11 protein-coding genes and 1 pseudogene are annotated in these 13,900 nt (G+C 70.9%); 1 reads left to right on the top strand and 11 read right to left on the bottom strand.

The features are described from left to right. Window positions 1–6 precede the first annotated feature (6 nt). The 5 genes and pseudogenes from panC to LY12_RS14520 all read right to left on the bottom strand — a co-directional run bounded on the left by panC (window position 7) and on the right by LY12_RS14520 (window position 6,403). Window positions 7–996, bottom strand: coding sequence for a pantoate--beta-alanine ligase (gene panC / locus LY12_RS14500; protein WP_253856886.1), 990 nt, complete (start codon window positions 994–996; stop codon window positions 7–9). 17 nt (window positions 997–1,013) lie between these two features. After that, a pseudogene (locus LY12_RS14505) lies at window positions 1,014–1,910 on the bottom strand (Rossmann-like and DUF2520 domain-containing protein); the annotation flags it as partial. A gap of 124 nt (window positions 1,911–2,034) precedes the next feature. Next, a complete protein-coding gene (locus LY12_RS14510) occupies window positions 2,035–3,153 on the bottom strand; it encodes a PrsW family intramembrane metalloprotease (protein ID WP_253857412.1) in 1,119 nt (372 codons plus the stop codon). Between the two features lie 205 nt (window positions 3,154–3,358). Continuing rightward, window positions 3,359–5,872: a DUF6779 domain-containing protein gene (locus tag LY12_RS14515; RefSeq protein WP_253856888.1), complete on the bottom strand. Its 2,514-nt coding sequence runs from the start codon at window positions 5,870–5,872 to the stop codon at window positions 3,359–3,361. 87 nt (window positions 5,873–5,959) lie between these two features. Then, window positions 5,960–6,403, bottom strand: a complete 444-nt coding sequence (locus tag LY12_RS14520; RefSeq protein ID WP_253856890.1) for a DUF3180 domain-containing protein — start codon at window positions 6,401–6,403, stop codon at window positions 5,960–5,962. Between the two features lie 335 nt (window positions 6,404–6,738). Here LY12_RS14520 and LY12_RS14525 point away from each other — a divergent pair, with 335 nt between their 5' ends. Then, window positions 6,739–7,719 carry a helix-turn-helix domain-containing protein gene (locus tag LY12_RS14525; RefSeq protein WP_253856892.1) on the top strand — a complete coding sequence of 327 codons (981 nt, stop codon included), beginning with the start codon at window positions 6,739–6,741 and terminating at the stop codon, window positions 7,717–7,719. Window positions 7,720–7,841: 122 nt separating this feature from the next. On the opposite strand, the gene folK is transcribed toward LY12_RS14525, so the two are convergent. The 6 genes from folK to LY12_RS14555 form a co-directional block, all read right to left on the bottom strand. Beyond that, window positions 7,842–8,333, bottom strand: coding sequence for a 2-amino-4-hydroxy-6-hydroxymethyldihydropteridine diphosphokinase (gene folK, locus LY12_RS14530; protein ID WP_253856894.1), 492 nt, complete (start codon window positions 8,331–8,333; stop codon window positions 7,842–7,844). Window positions 8,334–8,412: 79 nt separating this feature from the next. Then, window positions 8,413–8,802: a dihydroneopterin aldolase gene (gene folB / locus LY12_RS14535; protein WP_253856913.1), complete on the bottom strand. Its 390-nt coding sequence runs from the start codon at window positions 8,800–8,802 to the stop codon at window positions 8,413–8,415. After that, the gene (gene folP / locus LY12_RS14540) at window positions 8,799–9,599 is read right to left on the bottom strand and encodes a dihydropteroate synthase (protein WP_253857416.1); all 801 of its coding nucleotides are present in this window, start codon (window positions 9,597–9,599) and stop codon (window positions 8,799–8,801) included. Before folP ends, folB begins: the two co-directional genes overlap by 4 nt. A gap of 35 nt (window positions 9,600–9,634) precedes the next feature. Next, on the bottom strand, window positions 9,635–10,249 hold the full coding sequence (folE, locus tag LY12_RS14545; RefSeq protein WP_253856915.1) for a GTP cyclohydrolase I FolE: 615 nt from the start codon (window positions 10,247–10,249) through the stop codon (window positions 9,635–9,637). A 25-nt stretch (window positions 10,250–10,274) separates the two neighbouring features. Further along, window positions 10,275–12,731 carry an ATP-dependent zinc metalloprotease FtsH gene (ftsH, locus tag LY12_RS14550; protein ID WP_253856917.1) on the bottom strand — a complete coding sequence of 819 codons (2,457 nt, stop codon included), beginning with the start codon at window positions 12,729–12,731 and terminating at the stop codon, window positions 10,275–10,277. Window positions 12,732–13,045: 314 nt separating this feature from the next. Continuing rightward, window positions 13,046–13,834, bottom strand: a complete 789-nt coding sequence (locus tag LY12_RS14555) for an ESX secretion-associated protein EspG (protein ID WP_253857418.1) — start codon at window positions 13,832–13,834, stop codon at window positions 13,046–13,048. Window positions 13,835–13,900: the final 66 nt, after the last annotated feature.

Consider the following 13,900-nt stretch of genomic DNA (forward strand, 5'->3'; position numbering starts at 1 on the left):
ACTCCCTTAATACCCCTGCTGAGACGGAGTTGTTCCCGCTGTGGCGGCTTTCGGGCCGTCACCTGCCGCGTCGTCGTCGCCCACGGCATCCTGGTCACCGCCTCCCGTCGCGGCGGCGCCGAGCGGCACCGGCGTGTTGTCGATCAACCTGGTGCGGCCGACCTTGGCCGCGATCAACAACCTCGCGTCACCATCGACGGGTGCGGGCCCCAGATCGGTTCCCCTCAACTCCACATATTCGATCTCGATCTCCGGATGCGCCGCCAGTTCCCGGTGCGCGGCGTCGAGAACCGCCTCCGCACCGTCGGCTCCCGCGTGCACGCCCATCCCCAGGGCGGTCGACAAGGCGGCGGCACCGCGGCGGTCCTCTTCGGACAGATAGGCGTTCCGCGACGACAGGGCGAGCCCGTCATCCTCCCGCACCGTCGGCACGCCGACGATGCGCGTCTCCAGGTTCAGGTCCTCGACCATGCGCTTGACCAGCACGAGCTGCTGATAGTCCTTCTCCCCGAAGAAGGCGTAGTGCGGGCGCGTGATGTTCAGCAGCTTGGCCACGACGGTGAGCATGCCGCTGAAGTGCCCCGGCCGCATCTCGCCTTCGAGTTCGCCGCCGAGCGGGCCGGGGTCGAGCGTCACCGTGACACCCGATCGGCCGTACAGGTCCTCGACCTCCGGGAGGAACACGAGCTCGACACCGAGTTCCCGCAGCGTCTCGAGGTCGTGGTCGAGGCTGCGCGGATAGGCCTCGAAATCCTCGCCCTCGCCGAACTGCAGCGGATTCACGAAGATCGACACGGCGACGATCGTGTTCGGCAACCGCTTCGCCCTGCGGATCAGTTCGCGGTGCCCGGCGTGCAGCGCACCCATCGTGGGCACGAGTGCGAGGTTGCGGCCGACCCCACGGAGCGCAGCCGTCACCTGCGACACCTCCGAGGGGCGGCGGTAGACGTTCAGCTCGTTTCGCGTGAACTTCGGCGTGTTCTTCGGGAAAGTCATGGGAGGTTCGCTGCCTGTCAGGATCGGTTGTCGAGGAGGTTTTCCAGTTCGGCCGCGGCGTCCTCGCCGAGCAGCCCTGCGAGTCTCGCCCGCGCGACGGTGCGGCGGGCAAGCGCGGTATAGGTCGGTTCGACGTCCGGCGCCCGTTCGGCCAGCACCCGCAGGTGTGCGGTCACGGTGCCGGTGTCACCGCGGGCAACCGGCCCGGTCAGGGCACGGCCGTGATGGCGGAGCGAATTGTCGAGCGAGGCCGACAGCAGCGGCGCCACGACCCGGTCCGGGTGGTCGACGCCGGCGTCGGCGAGCAGGTCGACGCAGTCGGCGACGACCGTGGCCAGGTGATTGGCACCGTGGGCCAGCGCCGCGTGGTAGATCGGACGGGCGGCCTCCGGCACGCGGACGGGCTCGGCGCCCATCTCGACGGTCAGCGCCTCCCCGACGTGCCACGCGGCGTCGTCGCCGGATGTCGCGGTGATGCCGACGCTGGCCGTGGTCAGCCGGTCCAGGTCCTCGGCGCGGCCGGTGAACGTCATGACCGGGTGCAGTGCCAGCGGCAGCGCACCCACATCGGCCGCGGCATGCAACGCGCCGACACCGTGGGCACCCGATGTGTGGACGACGATCTGACCGGGGCGCAGCGCACCCGCACCGGCCAGGCCCGCGGTCATCGATTCGAGGACGTCGTCGGGCAGCGCCAGCAGCACCAGATCGGCGCGCCGGGCGACCTCGTCGGGCGGCAGGATCTCGGCGTCCGGCAGCAGACGTTCGGCGCGCAGGACGGATGCGTCCGACACCGCGCTGACGGCGCTCACGACATGCCCGGCGCTGGTCAGCGCAGCGCCGAGAACACTGCCGACACGTCCCGCCGACACGACGCCCACCGCGAGGCGGGCAGGCCGCGTCATCGCGCGCCCCTTCGGAGGCTCATGGCCGCAAAACTCCCAAAACTCGTTCCAGTCCCGACCTCGTCGCGGGTACCAGACGACGCCGCGAGCGTAGCGCCCATTCGCACGTCGTCACGCGCTCGGGTGACCAGCTTCACCCGGCGCCCGCAAGGGTCACGGCCTCGGCCCGCGCCTGCTGTGCCTCGGCGAGCAGACTGTCGTGACGAGCGCGATCGCCGTCGGTGGTGACGCCCCTGCGCCGCAGGAACGCCAGCTCCGTCACCGCGGATTGGTAGTCGCCGACGGCCCTCGCCGCGTCGGCACCCGATTCACGACGTGCCTGCCTGCGCCACTGCCGGCGCGCCGCCAGATCCGACAGCAGCTCGACCTCCGACGGGGCGATCCAGCCGCGGCGGGCCATCGCCGGCAGCGCCCCGGCCACGATCCGCTGCTCGCGGCGACGCTGCCACACCACGATCAGGCCGACGCCGATGAACAGCGGAGCCATGATCAGGAAGTAGACGTTGAGGAAGGTCCGCGCCCCGCCCAGGGTCGCCGCCGCGTTCCACAGCGCGTGCAGGGACACGGCCCCGAAATAGGACACCACGGGCAGCGCGAACCGGGCCGCGCCGTAGTAGCGCTTCTGCACCGTGAGCGCCACGCCGATGCCGATGACCACGGAGAACAACGGATGCGCGAAGGGCGACATCACCCCCCGCAGCGTGAACGCCGCGAGCACGCCCGAGGACATGCCGTCGCCGAAACCGGCCTCGTTGAACGCGCTGGCGAAGTAGTAGACGTTCTCGGTGAACGCGAACCCGGCCGCGCTGAACCCCGCGTACACGATGCCGTCGACCACGCCGTTGAACTCGCTCCGCCGGCGCAGCAGCACCGCGACGAGCGGCACGGCCTTGATCGCCTCCTCCACCAGCGGCGCGGAGACGACCGTGGCGATCCTGCTGCCGCCCTCGAAACCGAGGAGGAAGTCGCCGACGCTCTTGGCCGTGTCGTTGACCAGCAGCGCCAGCAGCGTCGCCACGCACGCGCCCCACAGGAACGTCAGCAGCACATACCTGGCCGGTTCGGGTTCCCACCTGTCGACCCACAGCAGTGCGGCCGTGACGATGGAGACGGGCACCACGGCGGCGATCACGCCGACGACCACGGGCAGCGCACCCGCCTGGACGGTGACCAGCCCGAAGACGATCAGGCCGCAGATCGCGACCGCGACCATGCCGGTCACCGGCACCAGCACGGTGACCAGCCGTGTCATGTTCCGCCGGGCGTGCCGCACGACGGTCGCCGCTCCGTTCACGCCGCGCAGGGTAGTAGCACGCCCCGACGCCCGGGTGAGCGATACGGACCGCGAGCGCCGGCGCCACGGCTTCGTCGCTCGTACGACAGCGCCCTCCACGGCACCCGGCCGCGGACGACGCGGCCACGGTGCCCCGGAGGGCGCGTGTCAGAAGCTGGGAGGCTCAGTCCTCGGCGCGGCGACGACGGCGCGGCGTCGTGTCGCCCGTGCCGTAGGCGGCGAGGAGTTCGCTCACCGAACGGCCGGAGGAGTGCGACCCGGTGGGCTCGCCGTCCTCCGCGTCCGGGGCACGGCGACGACCGCCGCCGGCCTCGGACGCATCCTCGGCCTGCGAATCCTCGTCCTCCGGCTCGGCACGCCTACGACGACCACCCGGCTTGCGCGCGAGGTCGCGCACCTCGGGCGGCAACGTCGGGTTGACGACGGAATCCTCGCCGGAGGCCTCGGTCGAGTCGGCCGCGCCGGCGGGCTGCTCGGGGTAAGACATGGGTGGAAGGGGTCCCTTCGCGATCGGTTGTTCCGCCTGAGCCACCTCGGGTGCCGGCTCGGCGGCCTTCGGAGCGCCGGCGCGTGTGTCACGCGCCCCTCCGGAGTCTGTCTCGGGTACCTGAGCGTAAGCGGTCTGTGATCCGGGCTCGTCCATACCCTGACCAGCCGAAGGCCCAGGTTGCGAGGCAGAACGCGCACGCGCGCCCGCGTCACTCGCCCGAGTGAGGTCAACGTCACGTCGATTTTGACCCTCATTGCGGGGTTCGCTCGGCCGTGAGGGTGACCCCGTGGAGCGGTCCTGCGAGGCGGCCGGAGCCGCGGGCTGCTGCGCCGTGGCCGCGACCGCGTTCCGACCCCCCTGGTCGGAACCACCCTGGTCGGGACCACCACGGCCGCCACCGCTCCGGTCCTGACCACTCCGATCCTGGCCGCTCCGGTCTTGACGGCTCCCGTCCTGCTGCGCGGGCTGCTGCGCCGGGCGCGACTCGGCGGCCCGCGGCGGCACCGGACCGGCAGACGCCGGCGGGGAGGAGTGCGCCGAATCCGACGACTGCGACTGCGGCGGCTGCGGCCGTGCCGGTGACGAACCCGGCGACTGCGGAGCACCGGCCCGCTGCGCCGGGCGGAAGCGCTCCTTCGCCGCGGCGGCTTCGCGGGCACGCACGCGGCGCGTCGGGTCCTCGTCGGGCGAACCGGCCTCGGGAGCCTGCGCGCCCGCCCGTTCACCGTCGCCGTACTCCCCAGACACCCCGGGAACGACCCGTGTACGGGCCGCGGGCGGTTCCGAAGGGTCTCGTTGCGGCTGCCCTCCGCCCTGCTGCCGGTCACGAGACTGGGCCGGGGGCTGCTGGGCCGACTGGGACTGCTGTGGTGACTGCGACTGCAGGGCCGCTGCCTGGGGCTGCCGCGTGGGCGCCTGTGTTCGAGGGGCCTGGGGTTGCGCTGTGCCCGATCGCCGGTCCATCGCCGGTGGCGTGCCGTGGCGCTGCCGCGGCGGCGCCGGAGGCGCGCCCGGCTGCTGACGCCGCTGGGGACCGCGGGCCTTACGGGGAGCTGCCTGCGGATCGGCGGACGGCGCGGGAGCGGGTGCGCGGTCGGTGTCGGACTCGTCGTCGACGCCGTCGGCGTACTCGTCGAGTTCGCCATCGTCATCGTCGGCCATGTCGTCGGCGGTGTCACCGGCCCGCGTTGCGGTCGGTGCGAACCAGGCCGTCGACTGCGAAGCCGATTCGGAACGTCCGGTGTGCTGCCGGGAGTCCGCCGCGGTGCCGTTGTGCGCCGCGGTGCCGTTGTGCGCCGCAGCGGATGCGGCGCCTCGCCGCGCGTCACCGTGTGGCGGGGCTCCATTCGGCGCCACCCCGTTCGGCGCTGCCCCCTTCGCCACTGCACCGTTGGCCATTGCACCGTTGGCAGCGGCCCCGTTCGACGCGGCACCGTTCGACACAGCCCCGTTCCGTGCCGCTCCGTTCGAGGCAGCTCCCTTTGACGAGCCGTTCGACACAGCGCCGTTCGACACAGCGCCGTTCGAGCCAGCGCCGTTCGAGGCGGGTGACGAGCCGTTGCCGCCGCGGCCCGCCGTACCGATGGCCCTGGCGATGGCGCCGGCGTCGCCGCCGTCGGCATCGACGACACGTCCGATGAACTCGGTGGGATTCTCGCCGCGTCCCGCGGTCAGCCGGGGTTTCTCCGGATTCTCCCCCGCGGTGACGAGCGGCCGGTCGTCACCGAACGAGCGCATGCGTGTCGACTGGGCGGTGAGTGCGATCCGCTCCCACATCACCTCACCGCCGAAAAGAGACTGCAGGCTCTCCCGCAACGACGAGACCTCGGCGCGCAGCGCCTCGAGTTCGGCACGGGACTCGTCCTCGACACGTTCCCTGGTCTCGGCCTCGACCTCGAGCTCGAACTCGTGACGGGCGGCGACCTCACGCTCCAGCTCGAGTTCGTAGATCTCCTGGGCCCTCGACGCGGCCACCCGGGTTTCGGCGGCCTTCTTGCGATACCGCGTCGCGAGGAACGTACCGATGAGCGCCGCCCAGAGGGCGGCCAGAATGCCGAGCCGAAGCAGCCGCATGTCCTCGGCCAGGATCAGTGCGACGGTGGCGCCGAGCGCGAGCAGCACGCCCACGGCCGGCCACAGTCGGCCGCCCGATCTGCGGCCGGGCTCGTCATCACCCTCGCCAGTCATGCCGGATACCGTACCTTCCGGTTGCCCGATCGTGACCTCGTCGGTACTTCGAGCGGCAGGTTCTGATCGCTGGCCGGTCGGTTGTGATCACTCGTTGCGGTCGCCGGTATCCGGTGCGCGACAACAGTATTCGAGCCACAACGCGGCGCCGATCAACACCGCTGCGCACGCGGCTCCGACGATCGCGGCAGGCAGATCGTCGGCAGCCGCCGTGATGTCGCCCGCCTGCGGCGCGAGGAATGCCACACCGGCGAGCCAGGCGCCGAGCATGAGCGCCCCGAGCAACGACGACGCCTTCGCGAGCGCGACCGCACGGGCGATGCCGAGCCCCGTGATGACACGTCCCTCGCGGATGCGACCGCGCACCACGAACGCCAGCACCGTCTCGATCCCGGCGAGCACGAGCAACGTCGCGCCCGCGAGCGTCGGCAGACTCGGCAGCTGTCCGTACGCGAACTCGAAGAGCAGATACACCGCGACGAGCCCGATCAGCCCGGCGACGACCAGCTCGCGAGGGCGCGTGAAGTGCATGTCCCAACCGTACTGGGCCCCACCGCACCGCATGTCCCGCACTCAGGCACGCGTGTCCTGCGTTCAGGCACGCATGTCCTGCGTTCGGGCACATGTGTTCTGCACCCGTCGCCGCGGCCTGCACTCCTGGCGCGCGTGTTCTGAGCCGAGCCCGTCGTCCGCCGACCATCCATCGAGGACGTCCCGCCGCAGGACCGTGTCGTCGGAGACCGCCGGTCGACGTCGCCGGAGACCGCCGATCGACGCCGGTTCACGAATCGGCGGGCACGAGTCTCGGAACTGTTGTTGACTCTCCACCGACTGGAGCCTCGAGGCTCGGATTCGTGGAGGCGGAGATGACCCCATCGGGAACGTTCACGATCGGCGAACTGGCACGGCGCACCGGCCTGCCGGTGAAGACGATCCGGTTCTACTCCGACGAAGGTCTCGTGCCTCCCAGCGACCGCACCGCGGCCGGCTACCGGCTCTACGACGTCACCGCACTGGCGCGACTGGAACTCGTGCGCACCCTGCGCGAGCTCGGTCTCGGCCTCGCCGACATCGAACGGGTGCTGGCCGGGGCGTCGACGGTCGCGGAGCTGGCGAAGGCGCACGTGGCTGCGCTCGACGACCGGCTGCGCGAGCTGCACCACCGCAGGGCCGTGTTGCGGGCGGTCGCGAACCGTGAATCCGAGTTGGAAGAGGTGGAATTGATGAGCAAGCTGGCATCGATGTCGGACGAGGAGCGCAAGCGTCTCGTCGACGAGTTCTGGGACGAGGTCACCGCGGGCCTCGATGTGGACACGCAGTTCTACGCGTGGATGCGGTCAGCCAAACCCGAGTTGCCGGACGACCCGTCGCCGGAACAGCTGGAGGCGTGGATCGAGTTCGCCGAGCTCGTGTCCGATGCGGAGTTCCGGGCGCTGATCCGGGGCATGGGCGAGCAGCAGGCGCAGCGGCGCGAGGCGGGCCACGACATCGACGCGTTCTCGTGGGCGCAGAAGGAGCGTTGGGAGGACTGGCACGCGCGGGCGCAACGGTCCGTCGACGCCGGGTTGTCCCCGGAGTCGGCCGAGGGCAAGGCGCTCGCCGACGAGATCGTGCGGGCCTCGCTCGGGGAGGCCGACACGTCCGCGTGGTTCGTCGGCGACGGCGCGCCCGAACCGGTCGACGACGCCGAGTACCGCACGTGGCTGGCGGGGCAGATCGACGCGGGCGGGGACGCTCGGGCCGAGCGCTACTGGCAGCTGCTGGCGATCATCAACGGCTGGCAGCCCATCCCCAGCCGGATCGCCGCGACGAAGTGGATCGTCTCGGCGGTTCGCACGTCGGCGTAGTTCCCGGGCGGTTCGGGCGCGAGGGGAGGATCCGTGGCGCCCGAACCGCAGGCCCGAGCGGACGTACTCCGCGTGACAGCGCCCGAGGCACCGAAGGTCCTGGGGCCGCCACCGCGGGGGCGTCAGAGGGACAGGTCGGGGCGCTTGTGTACGCCGTCGCGATCGGCCGCGGGCAGGGCGGGGAGCAGGGCATCGGCACGTCCGACGCCCGGCACCTCGGCCTCCGGGTCGATCTCCAGCCACGGAATGAGCACGGTCGCCCGTTCGGCAGTTCCCGGGTGCGGCAGGCGCAGCTCCGGATCGGCAGAGCGGACGTCGTCGACCGACACCACGTCGACGTCGAGCGTCCTCGGCCCCCACCGCTGTTCGCGGATGCGCTCGGCCTCGCGTTCGAGGTCCTGCCCGGCGCGCAGCCACGCCCAGTGGTCGCGCGCCGGGTCGGCCACGATGCACACCGCGTTGAGGAAGTCGGGCTGGTCGGTCACGCCCCACGGCGCGGTCTCGTACACGCTCGACACCGCGACGAGCGAGTCGCGCAGTCCGTCGACGGCCAGCCGGAGGTACGCCAGCCGGTCACCGAGATTCGACCCCAGTGACAGCACCGCCGTACTCATCGGCTGCCACCCGGGCGCCCCCAAGGGCACTTTGGTTGCGTTGAATGCAACCAAAGTGCCCCTGGGGGCACGGCCGGGGTCAACGCTGTTTCCGGACGGTCACCGCTACGTCGGCGAACGTCAGCGGGATCGGCGCCGTCGGCTTGTGCACCGTCACCTCGACCGCCGACAGCCGTTCGTCTGCCATCACCTCGTCGGCGATCCGGCCCGCGACGGCCTCGATGAGGTCGCAGGGCTCGCCGCCGACGATGCCGGCCGCCAGTTGTGCCAGCTCGCCGTAGTGCAGCGTTTCGGTCAGTTCGTCCGACGCGGCGGCTCGTGTGAGGTCCAGCCACGCCGTGATGTCGACGACGAACTCCTGGCCGTCGCGCTTCTCGTGGTCGAACACGCCGTGCCTGCCGAACACTCGCAGGCCGGTCAGGGTGATGCGGTCCCCGACCTGCGGCACCTGTCCGTCCTGTCCGCTCACCGGCCGCCCTCGGCCCAGGCGGCGGCGACCTTCACCGCGTCCAGCGACGCGCCGACGTCGTGTACCCGCACGCCCCACGCGCCCGCGGCCGCGGACAGTGCGGAGATCGACGCGGTCGCGACCTCCCTGCCCGACGCGGGACGCGGTTCGCCGTCGGCGTCGGCCAGCAGTGCGCCGAGGAACCGTTTCCGCGAGGCACCCACGAGCACGGGCAGGCCCATGCCGATGAACTCGTCGAGCCGGTTCAGCAGCGCCCAGTCGTGCTCCGCCCGCTTGGCGAACCCGAGCCCCGGGTCGAGCACGATCGCGTCGGCGGGCACGCCGGCCGCCAGCGCCTCGTCGACCCGCGCGCGCAGTTCGTCCCGCACCTCGGCGACCACGTCGGTGTAGTCGGCGAGCGCGTTCATGTCCTTGCTGTGACCGCGCCAGTGCATGATCACGAACGGGGCGCCGGTCTGCGCGGCGACCTTCGCCATGTCCCGATCGGCCAGCCCACCGGACACGTCGTTGATCATCCGTGCGCCCGCTTCGACGGCGGCCTCGGCGACCGCGGCGCGCGTCGTGTCGACCGACAGCGGGACGCCGTCCGCCGCGAGTTGCCGCACCACCGGTACGACCCGCGCGAGTTCGGTGTCGGAGTCCACGCGCTCGGAGCCGGGCCGCGTCGACTCGCCGCCGACGTCGATGATGTCGGCGCCGCGCTGCCACATCGCGTGGGCGTGCGCGAGCGCGTCCTCCCTGCTCAGGTACCTGCCGCCGTCGGAGAACGAGTCCGGCGTGACGTTCAGGACGCCCATCACCACACAGCGGTCCGCCGTCGGAATGCGCTCGTTCACCGGTTCCCCTTGATCAGCTGCAACGCTTCCGCACGCGAGGTCGCCGAACGCTCCAGGATCCCGCGGACCGCCGACGTCGTGGTGCGTGCACCCGGCTTGCGGATACCCCGCATCGCCATGCACAGATGCTCGGCCTCGATCACGACGATCACGCCGCGGGGGTTCAGCTTGCGGTCCAGCGCGTCGGCGACCTCGGTCGTCAGGCGTTCCTGCACCTGCGGCCGCTTCGCGTACAGATCGACGAGCCGGGCCAGTTTCGACAGTCCCGTCACCTTGCCCTGCGCGTTCGGAATGTAACCGACGTGCGCCACCCCGTGGAACGGCACCAGGTGGTGTTCGCACTGGCTGTACAACGGGATGTCCGTCACCAGCACGAGCTCTTCGTGACTCTCGTCGAACGTCCGGTCCAGCACGTGGTCCGGATCGTTGTACAGACCGCTGAACATCTCGCGGTACGCCCGCGCCACCCGCGCGGGCGTCTCTCTCAGCCCGTCCCGGTCCGGGTCCTCGCCGCAGGCGAGCAGTAGTTCGCGCACGGCGGCCTCCGCGCGCGACTGATCGAACGACCGGCCAGTGGCACGCGGTGCGTCGACGCTGTCCTCGTCGACCACCGCGTACCCGTTCTCGGAGACCTCGCTAGCGATGGTGACCGTCCTGCTCGTCGGAGCCGCCCTCGTCCTGCGGGCGCTGCTGCTCCTGCGGGCGCTGCTGCGGCTGGGGATTCGGGTTGGGCTGGGCCCACGGCCGCGTCGGCCGCGGATTCGGCGAGGTCGCGGGCGTCCACCCGGGCGGCGCGCCGTAGTTCGGCGGCCCCGCGGGCCGGGATCCCGGCTGCTGGCCGTGTTGCTGGCCGGGCTGACCGCCCTGGTGCGATCCCGGTCCCGGCCACTGCCGCCCGCCGTTGTGGCCACCGTTCTGCCCGTGGGCCCCGTTCGGCCCCGACGGCGGCGCGTACGGGTTGTACGAACCGGGGTTCTGCTGGTCCTGCGGTCCGCCCTGGGGAACGCTGCCCTGCGGAGCGTCCTGGGGGTTCCCGGTCTGCGGCAGCTCGCCGGTCTGCGGTTCCTCGCCTGCCATCGGTGCTTGTGGTGCGGGCGCCGGAACGGGCGCGGGCTCCGGCTGCGGTTCGGGCCACGGCTCGCCGCGCTCGGCGGCCAGCTCGCGCGGTGTCTTGATCGGCGGCTTGTCGGAGGGGAGCCGGTCGCCGAACTCGTTGAACACCGTGATCCGCGGGCGCTTCTCGACGGCCGAGAAGATCCGCTCCAGGTCGCGGCGCTGCAGCGTCTCCTTCTCGAGGACCTCGGCCACCAGTTCGTCGAGCACGTCGCGGTAGGTGTTGAGCACCTCCCACGCCTCGGTGTGCGCGGTCTCGATCAGCTTGCGCACTTCCTCGTCGATCTCGTGTGCGACCTCGAGGGAGTAGTTCGCCTGCTGTCCGGCGGCACGGCCGACGAACGGGTCACCCTGCTCCTGGCCGTACTTGACGGCGCCGAGCCGCGGGCTCATGCCGTACTCGGTCACCATCGCGCGGGCGATCTTCGTGGCCTGCTCGATGTCGGAGGACGCGCCGGTCGTCGGCTCGTGGAAGACCAGCTCCTCGGCGGTGCGTCCGCCCATGGCGAACACCAGCCTGCCGATCATCTCCGAACGGGTCATCAAGTCCTTGTCGTCCTCGGGCACGATCAACGCGTGCCCGCCGGTACGACCGCGCGGCAGGATCGTCAGCTTGTACACCGGTTCGATGTCCGGCATCGCCCACGCGGCCAGCGCATGCCCGCCCTCGTGATACGCGGTGATCTTCCGTTCCTGCTCGGAGATGATCCGGCTCTTCCGTGCCGGGCCGCCCACCACACGGTCGACGGACTCCTCCAGGTATGCGTCCGTGATCACCGTGCCGTGCTGGCGTGCGGTGAGCAGCGCGGCCTCGTTGATGACGTTCGCCAGGTCGGCACCGGACATGCCGACCGTGCGCTTGGCCAGGCCGTTCATGTCGACGTTCTCGGCCAGCGGCTTGCCGGCCGAGTGCACCTGAAGGATCGCCTCGCGGCCCTTCAGGTCGGGCGCGGCGACCGGAATCTGCCGGTCGAACCGGCCCGGCCGCAGCAACGCCGGGTCGAGGATGTCCGGCCGGTTCGTCGCGGCGATGAGGATGATGCCCCCGCGCGAGTCGAACCCGTCCATCTCGACGAGCAGCTGGTTCAGCGTCTGCTCGCGCTCGTCGTGGCCGCCGCCCATGCCTGCGCCGCGCTGCCTGCCGACCGCGTCGATCTCATCGACGAAGATGATGCACGGGGCGTTCTGCTTCGCCTGCTCGAACAGGTCACGCACCCGCGAGGCGCCGACACCGACGAACATCTCCACGAAGTCCGAACCGGAGATGGTGTAGAACGGCACGCCCGCCTCGCCTGCGACGGCCCGCGCGAGCAGCGTCTTACCGGTGCCGGGTGGCCCGTAGAGCAGCACACCCTTCGGGATCTTCGCGCCGAGCTGCTGATACCGCGCGGGACTGCTCAGGAAGTCCTTGATCTCGTGCAGTTCCTCGACGGCCTCGTCGGCACCCGCCACGTCGTGGAACGTCGTGGTCGGCATGTCCTTGTTGAGCTGCTTGGCCTTGGACTTGCCGAAGTTGAGGACCTTGTTCCCGCCGCCCTGGGCGTTGTTCATCATCCACATCAGCAGCAGCAACAGGATCCCGAGCGGGATCATGTAGATGAGCATCTGGGTGAAGAACGAGTCCTGCGTGACCGTGGTGTCGAACTTGATGCTCTGGCCGTTGTCCCCGGAACCCGTGCGGGCGTCGAGCAGAACGTTGTACAGCTGCCCGGAAGCGCCTCCCGGGAACTTCGTGATGATCTGCTTGGCGTTCTCGCCGTCGACATTGATGCCGTCGGACAGGTGCAGCTTGAGCTGCTGCTCCTTGTCCTCGAGGTTCGCCTCCGTGACGTTGCCGGATTCGATCTGCTGCACGGCCTGCGACGTCGGCACCGCCGTGTAGCCACGGTCGCTGTCGAAAAGCATGCTGAACGCGAAATAGAGCAGCAGAACCGCGACTATCCACAGCAGTGGGTTCTTGAGCAGGCGCTTGCGGTCCATTAGATCCGGCCGTTGAGGCCTCGACCCTCCCTGGTTAGGCGGTGGGTGGTGACTTCCGCCGTCACGGTCTTGTCAACTCCCGCTGGTACGGTTTCCCGCTCCCGCGGCGAATGCCGTTCTATCAGGGTACCGCCCGGTGAACGGGGCCATCGGGGCGTCCTCGATGAGAATCCGTGCGACGGCTCCGGCCACGTCCGCAGCCGTCACCGATAAGTCAACGGACACCACCCTGCACATGTTCCCGCTGCGTGCGCGGCATCACCTGATCCGAGCGCCGCCGCCCGGCCGGGCGGGGGCCGGCGGGCCGCGCCCGCTCAGCGAACGACCCCTGCCAGCAGCTCGCCGAGCCTGCTGCGCAGCGTCTTCGCGTCCGCGGGCGCGACGGTCACCCACTCGCTGCCGTCCGCACCGCCTCCCGACGTGCTCAGGTACCGGCCCGTCGCCGTGTCGAACCACGCGAGGACGGCCGAGCGCTGCTTGTAGCCCAGCTCGTCCCTGCTGTTCGCCGCGAGCTGACCGCCACGCAGCCGCGGCTGGGCGATCAGCTGCGAGTACGCCTCCCGCGGGTCCCTGGCACGGTCGGCGAACCCGCCGCGCTTGCGGCCGCCGTCGGCGTCGCCACCCGTCCTGCCGGCGAGCGCCCCGGTGCGATCCGGCCGTGCCTGCAGCGCCTCACCCAGCGGCAGCGTGATCGACGCTTCGGTGCCGCGCTGCGCCTGCGGGAGCAGGTCGACCACGGCCGAGGTCAGGCCGTCGGGGTAGGCGGCGCGCAGTCGCACACCCTCACTGTCCTGAATGGCGAGCACGGCCTGTTTGCCGTCCGAGGCCGCGATCACGCCCACCGGCGGGTGCTGGAACTCCGGGATGAACAGCGCGTCGACCGTCATCGACGCCCTGCCCAGCAGGTCGAGCCAGCCCTCGACCTGCGAACCCTCGATGCCGCGGGCCTCGATCTCCTGCTCCGCGCGGTCGCGCAGCATGCGCCGCTGGCTCTCGGTCTCACCGTGCGAGGCGACCTTGAGCGGGTACGGCAACTCACCCGCGCCCATCCGCTCCCACAGGAAGTCGAACGTGACGGGTCTGAAGAACTCCTGGGTGGGCACGATCCTCCCGACCAATTCGGAACTCGCGATGGTGCTCGTCTGGTGCGTGAACATGAACCGACCTCG

This window comes from Prauserella alba, from assembly GCF_024171735.1.
Taxonomy (GTDB): Bacteria; Actinomycetota; Actinomycetes; order Mycobacteriales; family Pseudonocardiaceae; genus Prauserella; species Prauserella alba.